9 protein-coding genes and 2 rRNA genes are annotated in these 15,208 nt (G+C 64.4%); 2 read left to right on the top strand and 9 right to left on the bottom strand.

Translation table 11 applies throughout. The annotated features are described in order from the left end of the window. Positions 1 to 22 precede the first annotated feature (22 nt). The 5 genes from B9S57_RS17895 to thyX form a co-directional block, all read right to left on the bottom strand. Positions 23 to 3,148: ribosomal RNA gene (locus tag B9S57_RS17895) — 23S ribosomal RNA — on the bottom strand. A 303-nt stretch (positions 3,149 to 3,451) separates the two neighbouring features. Then, a 16S ribosomal RNA gene (locus tag B9S57_RS17890) occupies positions 3,452 to 4,977 on the bottom strand. Together the 16S and 23S rRNA genes form the textbook arrangement of a ribosomal RNA operon. A gap of 634 nt (positions 4,978 to 5,611) precedes the next feature. Next, the gene (locus B9S57_RS17880) at positions 5,612 to 7,297 is read right to left on the bottom strand and encodes a ribonuclease J (RefSeq protein ID WP_103516571.1); all 1,686 of its coding nucleotides are present in this window, start codon (positions 7,295 to 7,297) and stop codon (positions 5,612 to 5,614) included. 130 nt (positions 7,298 to 7,427) lie between these two features. Then, the gene (gene dapA / locus B9S57_RS17875; RefSeq protein WP_103516570.1) at positions 7,428 to 8,327 is read right to left on the bottom strand and encodes a 4-hydroxy-tetrahydrodipicolinate synthase; all 900 of its coding nucleotides are present in this window, start codon (positions 8,325 to 8,327) and stop codon (positions 7,428 to 7,430) included. Between the two features lie 152 nt (positions 8,328 to 8,479). Beyond that, a complete protein-coding gene (gene thyX / locus B9S57_RS17870; protein ID WP_103516569.1) occupies positions 8,480 to 9,217 on the bottom strand; it encodes an FAD-dependent thymidylate synthase in 738 nt (245 codons plus the stop codon). Positions 9,218 to 9,391: 174 nt separating this feature from the next. On the opposite strand from thyX, the gene B9S57_RS17865 reads away from it, so the two are divergent. Both B9S57_RS17865 and B9S57_RS17860 read left to right on the top strand, forming a co-directional pair. After that, positions 9,392 to 9,631 carry a hypothetical protein gene (locus B9S57_RS17865; RefSeq protein ID WP_065847239.1) on the top strand — a complete coding sequence of 80 codons (240 nt, stop codon included), beginning with the start codon at positions 9,392 to 9,394 and terminating at the stop codon, positions 9,629 to 9,631. Positions 9,632 to 9,724: 93 nt separating this feature from the next. After that, positions 9,725 to 10,276 carry a hypothetical protein gene (locus B9S57_RS17860; RefSeq protein WP_103516568.1) on the top strand — a complete coding sequence of 184 codons (552 nt, stop codon included), beginning with the start codon at positions 9,725 to 9,727 and terminating at the stop codon, positions 10,274 to 10,276. A 54-nt stretch (positions 10,277 to 10,330) separates the two neighbouring features. On the opposite strand, the gene B9S57_RS17855 is transcribed toward B9S57_RS17860, so the two are convergent. The 4 genes from B9S57_RS17855 to B9S57_RS17840 are packed head-to-tail and all read right to left on the bottom strand — an operon-like array spanning position 10,331 to position 15,161. Beyond that, the gene (locus tag B9S57_RS17855) at positions 10,331 to 10,783 is read right to left on the bottom strand and encodes a tetratricopeptide repeat protein (RefSeq protein ID WP_103516567.1); all 453 of its coding nucleotides are present in this window, start codon (positions 10,781 to 10,783) and stop codon (positions 10,331 to 10,333) included. A gap of 13 nt (positions 10,784 to 10,796) precedes the next feature. Further along, positions 10,797 to 11,549, bottom strand: coding sequence for a 4-hydroxy-tetrahydrodipicolinate reductase (dapB, locus tag B9S57_RS17850; protein ID WP_103516566.1), 753 nt, complete (start codon positions 11,547 to 11,549; stop codon positions 10,797 to 10,799). A gap of 22 nt (positions 11,550 to 11,571) precedes the next feature. After that, the gene (locus B9S57_RS17845; RefSeq protein WP_103516565.1) at positions 11,572 to 12,951 is read right to left on the bottom strand and encodes a pitrilysin family protein; all 1,380 of its coding nucleotides are present in this window, start codon (positions 12,949 to 12,951) and stop codon (positions 11,572 to 11,574) included. Continuing rightward, on the bottom strand, positions 12,948 to 15,161 hold the full coding sequence (locus tag B9S57_RS17840; protein WP_103516564.1) for a polyribonucleotide nucleotidyltransferase: 2,214 nt from the start codon (positions 15,159 to 15,161) through the stop codon (positions 12,948 to 12,950). The genes B9S57_RS17845 and B9S57_RS17840 overlap by 4 nt, the downstream gene beginning before the upstream one ends. Positions 15,162 to 15,208 lie beyond the last annotated feature (47 nt).

Below are 15,208 nucleotides of genomic sequence, written 5' to 3'. Positions count from 1 at the left end.
AACACAGTGGACGCGAGCAACTGAGGACAAGCCCTCGGCCTATTAGTACCAGTCAGCTCCACCCGTTACCGGGCTTCCACATCTGGCCTATCAACCCAGTCGTCTACTGGGAGCCTTAACCACTCAAGGTGGTGGGAATACTCATCTCGAAGCAGGCTTCCCGCTTAGATGCTTTCAGCGGTTATCCTTTCCGAACGTAGCCAACCAGCCATGCCCTTGGCAGGACAACTGGCACACCAGAGGTTCGTCCGTCCCGGTCCTCTCGTACTAGGGACAGCCCTTCTCAATATTCCTACGCGCACAGCGGATAGGGACCGAACTGTCTCACGACGTTCTAAACCCAGCTCGCGTACCGCTTTAATGGGCGAACAGCCCAACCCTTGGGACCGACTCCAGCCCCAGGATGCGACGAGCCGACATCGAGGTGCCAAACCATCCCGTCGATATGGACTCTTGGGGAAGATCAGCCTGTTATCCCCGGGGTACCTTTTATCCGTTGAGCGACAGCGCTTCCACAAGCCACTGCCGGATCACTAGTCCCGACTTTCGTCCCTGCTCGACCCGTCGGTCTCACAGTCAAGCTCCCTTGTGCACTTACACTCAACACCTGATTGCCAACCAGGCTGAGGGAACCTTTGGGCGCCTCCGTTACTCTTTAGGAGGCAACCGCCCCAGTTAAACTACCCATCAGACACTGTCCCTGATCCGGATCACGGACCCAGGTTAGACATCCAGCACGACCAGAGTGGTATTTCAACGACGACTCCACAACCACTGGCGTGGCCGCTTCAAAGTCTCCCACCTATCCTACACAAGCCGAACCGAACACCAATATCAAACTATAGTAAAGGTCCCGGGGTCTTTCCGTCCTGCTGCGCGAAACGAGCATCTTTACTCGTAGTGCAATTTCACCGGGCCTATGGTTGAGACAGTCGAGAAGTCGTTACGCCATTCGTGCAGGTCGGAACTTACCCGACAAGGAATTTCGCTACCTTAGGATGGTTATAGTTACCACCGCCGTTTACTGGCGCTTAAGTTCTCAGCTTCGCACACCCGAAAGTGCACTAACCGGTCCCCTTAACGTTCCAGCACCGGGCAGGCGTCAGTCCGTATACATCGCCTTACGGCTTCGCACGGACCTGTGTTTTTAGTAAACAGTCGCTTCTCGCTGGTCTCTGCGGCCACCCCCAGCTCACCGAGTAAATCGGATCACCAGTGATGGCCCCCCTTCTCCCGAAGTTACGGGGGCATTTTGCCGAGTTCCTTAACCATAGTTCACCCGAACGCCTCGGTATTCTCTACCTGACTACCTGAGTCGGTTTAGGGTACGGGCCGCCATGAAACTCGCTAGAGGCTTTTCTCGACAGCATAGGATCATCCACTTCACCACAATCGGCTCGGCATCAGGTCTCAGCCTTAATGTGTGACGGATTTACCTACCACACGGCCTACACCCTTACCCCGGGAACAACCATCGCCCGGGTTGGACTACCTTCCTGCGTCACCCCATCGCTTACCTAGTACAAGTCTGGTTCGTCGGCTCCACCACTACCCTCAACTCCGAAGAGATCGGGCCGGCTTCACGGACTTAGCATCGCCTGATTCAGTATTGGGCGTTTCAAAGCGGGTACCGGAATATCAACCGGTTGTCCATCGACTACGCCTGTCGGCCTCGCCTTAGGTCCCGACTTACCCTGGGCAGATCAGCTTGACCCAGGAACCCTTAGTCAATCGGCGCACACGTTTCTCACGTGTGTATCGCTACTCATGCCTGCATTCTCACTCGTGAACCGTCCACAACTCGCTTCCGCGGCTGCTTCACCCGGCACACGACGCTCCCCTACCCATCCATACTCCCGTTGAGGATATGTGTATGAATGACACGACTTCGGCGGTACGCTTGAGCCCCGCTACATTGTCGGCGCGGAATCACTTGACCAGTGAGCTATTACGCACTCTTTCAAGGGTGGCTGCTTCTAAGCCAACCTCCTGGTTGTCTCTGCGACTCCACATCCTTTCCCACTTAGCGTACGCTTAGGGGCCTTAGTCGATGCTCTGGGCTGTTTCCCTCTCGACCATGGAGCTTATCCCCCACAGTCTCACTGCCGTGCTCTCACTTACCGGCATTCGGAGTTTGGCTAAGGTCAGTAACCCGGTAGGGCCCATCGCCTATCCAGTGCTCTACCTCCGGCAAGAAACACACGACGCTGCACCTAAATGCATTTCGGGGAGAACCAGCTATCACGGAGTTTGATTGGCCTTTCACCCCTAACCACAGGTCATCCCCCAGGTTTTCAACCCTGGTGGGTTCGGTCCTCCACGAAGTCTTACCTCCGCTTCAACCTGCCCATGGCTAGATCACTCCGCTTCGGGTCTAGAGCGTGCAACTCAATCGCCCTATTCGGACTCGCTTTCGCTACGGCTTCCCCACACGGGTTAACCTCGCTACACACCGCTAACTCGCAGGCTCATTCTTCAAAAGGCACGCAGTCACGACTGCATGTGCAAGCACATACAGCGACGCTCCCACGGCTTGTAGGCACACGGTTTCAGGTACTATTTCACTCCGCTCCCGCGGTACTTTTCACCATTCCCTCACGGTACTATCCGCTATCGGTCACCAGGGAATATTTAGGCTTAGCGGGTGGTCCCGCCAGATTCACACGGGATTTCTCGGGCCCCGTGCTACTTGGGTGGTTCTCAAGCAAGCCGTTGATGTTTCAGCTACGGGGGTCTTACCCTCTACGCCGGACCTTTCGCATGTCCTTCGCCTACACCAACGGTTTCTGACTTGCCGACCAATCGGCAGATTGATCAAGAGAACTCCCACAACCCCGCATGCGCAACCCCTGCCGGGTATCACACGCATACGGTTTGGCCTCATCCAGTTTCGCTCGCCACTACTCCCGGAATCACGGTTGTTTTCTCTTCCTGCGGGTACTGAGATGTTTCACTTCCCCGCGTTCCCTCCACACTGCCTATGTGTTCAGCAGCGGGTGACAGCCCATGACGACTGCCGGGTTTCCCCATTCGGAAACCCCCGGATCAAAGCTTGGTTGACAGCTCCCCGGGGACTATCGTGGCCTCCCACGTCCTTCATCGGTTCCTGGTGCCAAGGCATCCACCGTGCGCCCTTAAAAACTTGGCCACAGATGCTCGCGTCCACTGTGCAGTTCTCAAACAACGACCAGCCACCCATCACCCCACCCTTACAGGCGAGTTCACTGGGGCCGGCAACCAAAGGGACAGACTCAAACGAGCCCGTACCTTCAGATACCCAACAGCGTGCCCGACCCGACCGATCCATTCTCACTTTCCACGCCGAAGCAGTACTCGCAAAAACAACCTGTCGTGCCGAATAGTCAACGTTCCACCCATGAGCAACCACCGTCGAACATTTGCCGACGAAATGGCCTCTGGATTCCCCGAAGAGAATCTAGATGCTCCTTAGAAAGGAGGTGATCCAGCCGCACCTTCCGGTACGGCTACCTTGTTACGACTTCGTCCCAATCGCCAGTCCCACCTTCGACAGCTCCCTCCCACAAGGGGTTGGGCCACCGGCTTCGGGTGTTACCGACTTTCGTGACGTGACGGGCGGTGTGTACAAGGCCCGGGAACGTATTCACCGCAGCAATGCTGATCTGCGATTACTAGCAACTCCGACTTCATGGGGTCGAGTTGCAGACCCCAATCCGAACTGAGACCGGCTTTTTGAGATTCGCTCCGCCTCGCGGCATCGCAGCTCATTGTACCGGCCATTGTAGCACGTGTGCAGCCCAAGACATAAGGGGCATGATGACTTGACGTCGTCCCCACCTTCCTCCGAGTTGACCCCGGCAGTCTCCTGTGAGTCCCCATCACCCCGAAGGGCATGCTGGCAACACAGAACAAGGGTTGCGCTCGTTGCGGGACTTAACCCAACATCTCACGACACGAGCTGACGACAGCCATGCACCACCTGTATACCGACCACAAGGGGGGCACCATCTCTGATGCTTTCCGGTATATGTCAAGCCTTGGTAAGGTTCTTCGCGTTGCGTCGAATTAAGCCACATGCTCCGCTGCTTGTGCGGGCCCCCGTCAATTCCTTTGAGTTTTAGCCTTGCGGCCGTACTCCCCAGGCGGGGAACTTAATGCGTTAGCTGCGGCACCGACGACGTGGAATGTCGCCAACACCTAGTTCCCAACGTTTACGGCGTGGACTACCAGGGTATCTAATCCTGTTCGCTCCCCACGCTTTCGCTCCTCAGCGTCAGTAATGGCCCAGAGATCCGCCTTCGCCACCGGTGTTCCTCCTGATATCTGCGCATTTCACCGCTACACCAGGAATTCCGATCTCCCCTACCACACTCTAGCTAGCCCGTATCGAATGCAGACTCGGGGTTAAGCCCCGAGCTTTCACATCCGACGTGACAAGCCGCCTACGAGCTCTTTACGCCCAATAATTCCGGACAACGCTTGCGCCCTACGTATTACCGCGGCTGCTGGCACGTAGTTAGCCGGCGCTTCTTCTGCAGGTACCGTCACTTTCGCTTCTTCCCTGCTGAAAGAGGTTTACAACCCGAAGGCCGTCATCCCTCACGCGGCGTCGCTGCATCAGGCTTTCGCCCATTGTGCAATATTCCCCACTGCTGCCTCCCGTAGGAGTCTGGGCCGTGTCTCAGTCCCAGTGTGGCCGGTCGCCCTCTCAGGCCGGCTACCCGTCGTCGCCTTGGTAGGCCATTACCCCACCAACAAGCTGATAGGCCGCGGGCTCATCCTTCACCGCCGGAGCTTTTAACCCCGCCCCATGAGGGACAGAGTGTTATCCGGTATTAGACCCCGTTTCCAGGGCTTGTCCCAGAGTGAAGGGCAGATTGCCCACGTGTTACTCACCCGTTCGCCACTAATCCACCCCGAAGGGCTTCATCGTTCGACTTGCATGTGTTAAGCACGCCGCCAGCGTTCGTCCTGAGCCAGGATCAAACTCTCCGTGAATGTTTTCCCGTAATCGGGATCACAACACGAGAGCGGAACGACCAGGTCGGAATATGACCGGTCGTTCACAGCGTCCTCGCTGTTGTTGCCTACCGGACCGTGAAGGGCCGGCAGGACTTTTCAAAGGAACCACCAACCTGCCGAAGCAGGCCGGGGTATCAACATATCTGGCGTTGACTTTTGGCACGCTGTTGAGTTCTCAAGGAACGGACGCTTCCTTCGGTCCCGTTTCACCGGGCCCCTCCGGGCGCTTCCCTTCGTTCTTGCGTTTCCGACTCTATCAGACTCTTTCGTGTCCGATTCCCGGCCAAAGCGGGATCCTGCTGATTCGCTTTCCAGTTCTTCGCTTTCGCGTTTCCCTTTCCGGCGGCTCCAACTTTACCAGACTCTCTTCCGTTCCGTTTCCGATCCGAATTTGATTCCGGCGGCCTGTGGAGTGGCCTTTGCCTTTCGGCTGACCCGACTTTATCAGAGATTCTGAGCCGGATTTCCCGCCCCTTCCGAGGGCTCCCTGCGCACAGGTGCGCGGGCTGCTTCCCGTTCAGGCGGAATGGCAAACCTACTGGAGCGGGGCGCCCCGATGCAAATCGGGGCGCCCCGCTCCTGGTTGGCCGCCTGTCGGTGGCCGTCGGGGTCAGACCTCGACCACGACCGGAAGGATCATCGGGCGCCGACGGTAGGTGTCCGACACCCACTTGCCCACCGTGCGTCGGACCAGCTGCTGGAGCTGGTGGGGCTCCATCACGCCATCCTGGGCGGACTTGTTGAGGGCGTCCTCGACCTTCGGCACGACGGCGCTGAACGCGGAGTCGTCGATGCCGGAGCCGCGGGCCTGGATGTGCGGCCCGCCCACGATCTTCCCCGAGGAACTGTCGACCACGATGAAGACCGAGATGATCCCCTCGTCGCCGAGGATGCGACGGTCCTTGAGGGAGGTCTCCGTGACATCGCCGACCGAGAGGCCGTCGACGTACACATAGCCCGCCTGGACCTTGCCGACGATCTTCGCCTTGCCGTCGACGAGGTCGACGACGACGCCGTCCTCCGCGATGACGATGTGGTCCTTGGGCACACCCGTCAGCGCGCCCAGTTCGGCGTTGGCCCTGAGGTGGCGCCACTCGCCGTGCACGGGCATCAGGTTCTTCGGCTTGCAGATGTTGTAGAAGTACAGCAGCTCGCCGGCCGAGGCGTGGCCCGAGACGTGAACCTTGGCATTCCCCTTGTGGACGACGTTCGCGCCCCAGCGGGTCAGGCCGTTGATCACGCGGTAGACCGCGTTCTCGTTGCCCGGGATCAGGGACGACGCCAGGATCACGGTGTCGCCCGGGACGATCCGGATCTGGTGGTCGCGGTTGGCCATGCGGGACAGCGCCGCCATGGGCTCGCCCTGGGAGCCCGTGCAGACGAGCACGACCTCGTCGTCGGGCAGGTCGTCGAGGCTCTTGACGTCCACGACCAGGCCCGCGGGCACCTTGAGATAGCCCAGGTCACGGGCGATGCCCATGTTGCGGACCATGGAGCGTCCGACGAAGGCGACCCTGCGGCCGTACTCGTGGGCGGCGTCCAGGATCTGCTGGATGCGGTGCACGTGGCTCGCGAAGCTCGCCACGATGATGCGCTTCTGGGCGTTTGCGAACACCGTGCGCAGGACGTTGGAGATGTCCCGCTCCGGCGGAACGAATCCGGGGACCTCCGCGTTCGTCGAGTCGGAGAGAAGAAGGTCGATGCCTTCCTCGCTCAGCCTCGCGAAGGCGTGCAGGTCGGTGAGACGGCCGTCCAGCGGGAGCTGGTCCATCTTGAAGTCACCGGTCACGACGGCCATGCCCGCGGGGGTGCGGATGGCGACCGCGAGGGCGTCCGGGATGGAGTGGTTGACCGCGACGAACTCGCAGTCGAAGATCCCGATGCGCTCACGCTGTCCCTCGGTCACCTCGAGCGTGTAGGGACGGATCCGGTGCTCCTGAAGCTTGGCCTCGATGAGCGCGAGGGTCAGCTTGGAGCCGATGAGGGGGATGTCCGGCTTCAGCCGGAGCAGATACGGGACGGCACCGATGTGGTCCTCATGGCCGTGCGTGAGGACGATGCCCTCGACGTCGTCCAGGCGGTCCCGGATGGTGGTGAAGTCCGGAAGGATCAGGTCGATGCCGGGCTGCTCCTCCTCCGGGAAGAGCACGCCGCAGTCGACGATGAGCAGACGGCCGCCGTACTCGAAGACCGTCATGTTGCGGCCGATCTCGCCCAGGCCGCCCAGCGGGGTGACCCGAAGGCCACCCTTGGGGAGCTTCGGCGGGGTACCGAGTTCAGGATGCGGATGACTCAAAAGACTCTCCTTACCACGCGCGCCACGTCCCGCTGAGGGCACGTGGCGCGCATGTCATTCGTGCACTTGCTGTTGTCAGGTGGTGTTTCCGCCGCGAGTGTCCTCGCGTATTCAGTTGTGAAGTCCGTGGTTAGAGCTGTACCCCACCGGCAGCCAGATCGATCTTGAGCTGGGCCGTCTCCTGTGCGGTGAGTTCCACCAGAGGGAGGCGCAGCGGGCCGGCGGGCAGGCCCTGCAGGGTGAGCGCGGCCTTGGTGGTGATCACGCCCTGGGTGCGGAACATCCCGGTGAAGACCGGGAGCAGCTTCTGGTGGATCTCCGTGGCCTTCTGCACGTCACCGCCGAGGTGGGCCTCGATGAGGGCGCGCAGTTCGGGGGTGACGACATGGCCGACGACGGAGACGAAGCCGACGGCTCCGACCGAGAGCAGCGGGAGGTTGAGCATGTCGTCACCGGAGTACCAGGCGAGGCCGGACTGGGCGATGGCCCAGCTGGCACGGCCCAGGTCGCCCTTGGCGTCCTTGTTGGCGACGATCCTGGGGTGCTCGGCGAGCCGTACGAGCGTCTCTGTGTCGATCGGCACACCGCTGCGGCCGGGAATGTCGTACAGCATCACCGGGAGCTCCGTGGAGTCCGCGATGGCGCCGAAGTGCCGGAGGAGGCCCTCCTGCGGTGGCTTGTTGTAGTACGGCGTGACCGCGAGGAGGCCGTGGGCGCCGGTGCGCTCGGCGGTCCGGGCCAGCTCGATGCTGTGCCGTGTGTCGTTGGTGCCGACGCCCGCGATGACGTGGGCACGGTCTCCTACCGCTTCCAGCACAGCCCGCACGAGCTGGTCTTTCTCCGCGTTGCTGGTGGTCGGTGACTCGCCCGTGGTGCCGTTGACGATCAGGCCGTCATTGCCTGCGTCCACCAGGTGGACGGCGAGCCGCTGGGCGCCGTCGAGGTCGAGTGCGCCGTCCGCCGTGAACGGCGTGACCATAGCGGTGAGGACCCTCCCGAAGGGGGTCTGCGGAGTGGAGATCGGAGCCATGGGTAACACGCTACTCGTTGCTCGGAGCGCCGTGCCCCCTCGGGGGGACGAGGAAGAGGAGCCCGGCACTGCCTGCTCGGGGGTTCAAGCAGTGCCGGGTCCGTTTGATCAGCCTAGATGAACTTCTCGAAACGCCGCAATACGGACACCGCCTACGGGGCGACCCGTCCGTTTTTGTTGAAGGCAGCATGAGTGAGCGGCATCAGGCTCTGCCAGTGCTGTTCCATCTGCTCACCGACCATCTCGATCTCGCGCTGCGGGAACGAAGGCACCTTGGCCAGCTCGTGCTGGGTGCGCAGCCCGAGGAAGTGCATCAGCGACCGGGCGTTGCAGGTGGCGTACATCGTGGAGAAGAGACCGACGGGCAGCACTGCGCGGGCGACCTCACGGGCGACCCCGGCGGCGAGCATCTCCTGGTAGGCGTCGTACGCCTGGCGGTAGGAGTCCTCCATCGCGCGGCTGGTGAGCTCGTGCTGCTCCGGGGTCCCCTCGACGAATTCGTACTTTCCGGGGCGGCCCTGCTGGATGAGCTTGCGGGACTCCCCCGGGACGTAGAAGACCGGCTCGAGCTCCCTGTAGCGGCCCGATTCCTCGTTGTACGACCAGCCCACGCGGTGCCGCATGAACTCGCGGAACACGAAGATGGGGGCGCTGATGAAGAAGGTCATCGAGTTGTGCTCGAACGGGCTGCCGTGCCGGTCCCGCATCAGGTAGTTGATGAGCCCCTTGGAGCGCTCGGGGTCCTTCGTGACCTCTTCCAGGGACTGCTCCCCGGCCGTGGACACGCGGGCTGCGAACAGCACGTCGGAGTCACCGGCCGCTGATTTCACCAGGTCAACGGTGACGTCGCTGCGGAAATGGGCCTTCGTGGGCTCGGGGGTGTCGCTCACCGGCGGGGGTCCTTCCAATTGCGTCGCTCGGGCGGCGTCCACTCTACGGGCCGTGGGGAAGCGATCCGTCAGCAGGAAATTTGGACCGGTTCGGCGATTCGGGGCACCGATCGGGCCACTCGTACGTCTGACTCATTAGCAGCACCCGTCACAGAGTTCAAGGAGAGCTTCCTCATGTTCCGCCGGCGTGAATCCGTCCCGTTCTCGTTCGTTGCCGAGGCAGACCGGTTCCGCAGTAATGTCACTCCGCCTCCCCGCCAGCGCGCCAGCCGTTCCCAGCTGGCCGCTCGTTCCCTCGTAGGGCTCACGCTGATCGCCGGCTTCGCCGGATCGCTGCTCTTCGGCCTGCCCGCACTCGACACCGACCGGACTCCGTCGCACGGCCAGACGTCCGAGGCTTCCCAGCACCGCTGACCCGTACGGGCCCCCTGGGGTGGTCGGCCGGGGGGCTGCTCGGTAGCCTCACCGGGCACAGCAATCGAGCGTGCTTGTGAGTGAGGATCAGTCGTGCCCCTGCCCTTTCTGACGGCCGACCGCGTATTCGACGCGGACGCAGAGGACATCGCGCTGCCGTTCGACGACCACGACAGCTGGCGTCGGCCCTACCGCCCCGGCCCGTGGCGGGTCGCGGCGGCGGCCACCTCGCTACTGCTGGCGTCCTTCGTGCTGCTCGCCGCGATGATCATCACGTTCGCCGGATCGCTGTCCGGCGCCACCCTGTGCTTCGCACTCGCCGGCGCGGTGATCGTCTGCGCACTGCGGCTGCTGCGGGTCGGCGCCTGGGTCAGCCGGCACGGCGTGCGCCGGGTGGGCTTCCTCCGTACGACGACCGTGCGGTGGGAGGACACCGCGGCGGTCCGCACGGTGCAGCAGCCCGTGAAGTGGCTCGGTTTCCCGCGCACCGTCCAGGGACAGGCCCTGGTCGTGGTGCGCAAGGGGGGCCAGCCGTTGGCGCCGCTGGTCACCGACCACAACGCGGACTTCCTGGCCCGGGCCGAGGCGTTCGAGCGTGCCACGGACTCCGTCGAGGCCTGGGGCGACGAATACCGCACCCGCTGACGTCCGGGACCGCCCGGGGCCGCAGAGACACCACACAAGCCGGTACGGCGCCGCTCAGGCGCGTACCGGCTTGTCCATGTGCAGGGCGATGGCGCGCTGCATCGCCTTACGGGCACGGGGGGTGTCCCTGGCGTCCTGGTAGGCGACCGCGAGCCGGAACCAGCAGCGCCAGTCGTCCGGGCTGTCCTCGGTCTCCTCACGGCGCCGCGCGAACACGGCGTCGGCCGATTCGCGGTCGATGCGCCCCGACGGGGTGCGCACCAGTTCGTCGACGGGGAGACCGTCCTCCGCGTCCAGTTCGGAGGCCAGCGCGTTGGCCCTGCGGACGAACTGCGTGTTCTTCCAGAGGAACCAGACGCCGATCACCGGCAGGATCAGCACGGCCACGCCGAAGGTGACCGTGAGCAGTGTGCCGTGCCGGATGAGCAGCACGCCCCGGCTGCCGGCCAGGACGAAGTAGAAGACCAGGACGGCAGCGGTGACGACGTAGGTGAGCTTTGCGCGCATGGGGTGGGCCCAGTCAGTTCAGGTCGAGGAAGTGTTCCAGGCCGAAGGTGAGGCCGGGAGCGGTCACCACGCGGCGGGTGCCGAGCAGGATGCCCGGCATGAAGCTGCTGTGGTGCAGCGAGTCGTGGCGCAGGGTGAGCGTCTCGCCCTCGCTTCCCAGCAGGACCTCCTGGTGGGCGAGGAGGCCGCGGAGCCGTACCGAGTGGACGGGGACGCCGTCGACGTCGGCGCCGCGGGCCCCGTCCAGCGCGGTGGCGGTGGCGTCGGGCTGAGGTGCCGCCCCGGCCTTCTCCCGCGCCGCGGCGATCAGCTGGGCGGTGCGGGTGGCCGTGCCGGAGGGAGCGTCCGCCTTGTTCGGGTGGTGGAGCTCGATGACCTCGACGGATTCGAAGTAGCGGGCGGCCTGCTCCGCGAACTTCATCGTGAGGACCGCGCCGATGGAGAAGTTCGGCGCGATGAGCACACCGGTCCCCGGGGAGCCGGAGAGCCAGGTGTCGAGCTGCGCGAGCCGTTCGTCGGTCCAGCCCGTGGTGCCTACGACGGCGTGGATCCCGTGCCGGACGCAGAATTCGAGGTTGTCCATCACCGACGAGGGTGTGGTCAGCTCGACGACCGCCTGGGCCCCGCTGTCCGTGAGGACGTCCAGCTCGTCCCCGCGGCCGAGCGCGGCCACCAGCTCCATGTCGTCCGCGGCCTCCACGGCTCGTACCGCCTCGGACCCGATGCGTCCCCTGGCGCCGAGAACGGCCACGCGCAACTTGCTCATGTGCTCATTTCCTTACGGGTGGTTAGGAGACCGCTTCCTGGAGGCGGTCCGCCTGCTTGTCCTTCAGCGGGCCGATGACCGAGAGCGAGGGCCGCTGTCCGAGGACGTCGGCCGCGACGGCCCGGACCTCGTCGGGGGTGACCGCCGCGATCTTGGCCAGCATGTCATCCACGGACATCTGTTCGCCCCAGCAGAGCTCGCTCTTGCCGATGCGGTTCATGAGCGCGCCGGTGTCCTCCAGGCCGAGGACGGTGGAACCGGCGAGCTGGCCGACGGCCCGGCCGATCTCCTCGTCGCCGAGGCCGTCCGTCGCCACGCGGTCGAGCTCGTCGCGGCAGATCTTGAGGACGTCGTGCACCTGGCTGGGCCGGCATCCGGCGTAGACGCCGAAGAGCCCGCAGTCGGCGAAGCCGGAGGTGTACGAGTACACGCTGTAGGCGAGGCCTCGTTTCTCCCGGACCTCCTGGAAGAGGCGGGAGCTCATGCCGCCGCCGAGCGCGGTGTTCAGGACGCCGAGCGCCCAGCGGCGCTCGTCGGTCCTGGCCAGGCCGGGCATGCCGAGGACGACGTGCGCCTGCTCGGTCTTGCGGTTGAGGAGCTCGACCTTGCCGGCGGCGCGCAGGGTGCGGGCGCCGTCGCGCGGCACCGTGGGGACGGCGTCGGTACGGCTCAGCGCCCCGGCGCGCTCGAACGCCTTGCGGACCTGGCGTACGACCGTGGCGTGGTCGACGTTGCCCGCGGCGGCGACGACCAGGTGCGTGGGGTCGTAGTGCTTCTTGTAGAAGCGGGTGATCTGGCCTCGGTTCAGCGCGTTGATCGTGTCGACGGTCCCGAGGACCGGACGGCCGAGCGGGGTGTCGCCGAGCATGGTGTGCGCGAACAGGTCGTGCACGCAGTCGCCCGGGTCGTCCTCCGTCATGGCGATCTCCTCGAGGATGACGCCGCGCTCGGCGTCGACGTCCTCGGGGGCGATCAGGGAGCCGGTCAGCATGTCGCAGACGACATCGATGGCCAGCGGCAGGTCGGTGTCCAGGACCCGCGCGTAGTAGCAGGTGTACTCCTTCGCCGTGAAGGCGTTCATCTCGCCGCCGACCGCGTCGATCGCGGACGAGATGTCGAGAGCGCTGCGCTTGGCCGTGCCCTTGAAGAGAAGGTGCTCGAGGTAGTGCGTCGCGCCGTTCAGGGTGGGCGTCTCGTCGCGCGAACCGACGTTGGCCCAGATCCCGAAGGTCGCGGAGCGGACGGAGGGCAGCGTCTCGGTGACGACCCGGAGACCGCCCGGGAGGACGGTGCGGCGGACGGTGCCGATCCCGTTGCTGCCCTTGAGAAGGGTTTGGGTACGGGCGACGGCCCGCCCCTCGGAGGAGGGGCGGGCCGTCGTCACGGAACTACGGGACGTCACTTGTCGGTGTCGTCCTTCTTCTCGTCCTCTTCGCCCTCGATGACGGGGATGAGGGAGAGCTTGCCGCGGGAGTCGATCTCCGCGATCTCGACCTGGACCTTGGCGCCGACGCCGAGCACGTCCTCGACGTTCTCCACGCGCTTGCCACCGGCGAGCTTGCGGATCTGCGAGATGTGCAGCAGACCGTCCTTGCCGGGCATCAGGGAGACGAAGGCACCGAAGGTGGTGGTCTTGACGACCGTACCCAGGTAGCGCTCGCCGACCTCCGGCATGGTCGGGTTGGCGATGGCGTTGATCGTGGCGCGGGCGGCCTCGGCCTGCGAGCCCTGCTGGGCACCGATGTAGATGGTGCCGTCGTCCTCGATCGTGATGTCGGCGCCGGTGTCCTCCTGGATCTGGTTGATCATCTTGCCCTTGGGGCCGATGACCTCACCGATCTTGTCCACCGGGATCTTGACGGTGATGATCCGCGGGGCGTTCGGGGACATCTCGTCCGGGACGTCGATGGCCTCGTTCATGACGTCCAGGATGTGCAGACGCGCGTCACGGGCCTGCTTCAGCGCGGCGGCCAGGACCGAGGCGGGGATGCCGTCGAGCTTGGTGTCGAGCTGGAGCGCGGTCACGAACTGCTTCGTGCCGGCGACCTTGAAGTCCATGTCGCCGAAGGCGTCCTCCGCACCGAGGATGTCGGTGAGGGCGACGTAGTGGGTCTTGCCGTCGATCTCCTGCGAGATCAGACCCATGGCGATACCGGCGACGGCGGCCTTGAGGGGCACACCGGCGTTCAGCAGGGACATGGTGGAGGCGCAGACCGAGCCCATGGACGTCGAGCCGTTGGAGCCCAGCGCCTCGGAGACCTGGCGGATCGCGTAGGGGAACTCCTCGCGCGACGGCAGCACCGGCACGATGGCGCGCTCGGCGAGCGCGCCGTGGCCGATCTCGCGGCGCTTGGGCGAGCCCACGCGGCCGGTCTCACCGACGGAGTACGGCGGGAAGTTGTAGTTGTGCATGTAGCGCTTGCGGGTCACCGGGGAGAGGGTGTCCAGCTGCTGCTCCATGCGGAGCATGTTGAGGGTGGTGACGCCCAGGATCTGGGTCTCGCCACGCTCGAACAGTGCCGAGCCGTGCACGCGCGGGATGGCCTCGACCTCGGCGGCGAGCGTACGGATGTCCGTGACGCCACGGCCGTCGATGCGGACCTTGTCCTTGATGACGCGCTCGCGGACCAGCTTCTTGGTCAGCGCGCGGTAGGCACCGGAGATCTCCTTCTCGCGGCCCTCGAAGGCCGGGAGGAGCTTCTCGCCCGCGATCTCCTTGATGCGGTCCAGCTCGGCCTCGCGCTCCTGCTTGCCGGCGATGGTGAGCGCCTTGGCGAGCTCGGTGCTGACGGCCTTGCTGAGCGCCTCCAGGACGTCGTCCTGGTAGTCGAGGAAGACCGGGAACTCGCCGGTGGGCTTGGCGGCCTTGGCGGCGAGGTCGGACTGGGCCTTGCAGAGCGCCTTGATGAAGGGCTTCGCGGCCTCGAGGCCCGCGGCGACGACCTCTTCGGTCGGGGCCTCGGCGCCGTCCTTCACGAGCTGGATGGTCTTCTCGGTGGCCTCGGCCTCGACCATCATGATCGCGACGTCGCCGTCCTCGAGGACGCGACCGGCGACGACCATGTCGAAGACGGCGTCCTCGAGCTCGGTGTGCGTCGGGAAGGCGACCCACTGGCCCTTGATCAGGGCGACGCGGGTGGCGCCGATCGGGCCCGAGAAGGGCAGGCCCGCCAGGATCGTGGAGGCGGAGGCGGCGTTGATCGCGACCACGTCGTACAGGTGGTCGGGGTTGAGCGCCATGATCGTCTCGACGATCTGGATCTCGTTGCGCAGGCCCTTCTTGAAGGAGGGGCGCAGCGGGCGGTCGATCAGGCGGCAGGTGAGGATCGCGTCCTCGGAGGGCCGGCCCTCACGGCGGAAGAAGGAGCCGGGGATCTTCCCGGCCGCGTACTGCCGCTCCTCGACGTCCACCGTGAGGGGGAAGAAGTCGAGCTGGTCCTTGGGCCGCTTGGAGGCGGTGGTGGCCGACAGCACCATGGTGTCGTCGTCCAGGTACGCGACGGCGGAGCCGGCGGCCTGCTTGGCCAGGCGGCCCGTCTCGAAGCGGATGGTGCGGGTGCCGAAGGTGCCGTTGTCGATCACGGCTTCGGCGTAGTGGGTCTCGTTCTCCACTAGTGATTTCTCCATACTCGTCGTCTTTCGTCCTGCCGCCCGTGTGG

Source organism: Streptomyces sp. SM10 (genome assembly GCF_002910915.1).
GTDB lineage: Bacteria > Actinomycetota > Actinomycetes > Streptomycetales > Streptomycetaceae > Streptomyces.
This window is presented reverse-complemented; position numbering and strand designations above follow the sequence as displayed.

Excerpts from the sequence above, each read along its gene's own strand:
- dapA (WP_103516570.1), bottom strand. The coding sequence starts at position 8,327 with ATGGCTCCGATCTCCACTCCGCAGACCCCCTTCGGGAGGGTCCTCACC.
- B9S57_RS17855 (WP_103516567.1), bottom strand. The coding sequence starts at position 10,783 with ATGCGCGCAAAGCTCACCTACGTCGTCACCGCTGCCGTCCTGGTCTTC.
- dapB (WP_103516566.1), bottom strand. The coding sequence starts at position 11,549 with ATGAGCAAGTTGCGCGTGGCCGTTCTCGGCGCCAGGGGACGCATCGGG.
- B9S57_RS17865 (WP_065847239.1), top strand. The coding sequence starts at position 9,392 with ATGTTCCGCCGGCGTGAATCCGTCCCGTTCTCGTTCGTTGCCGAGGCA.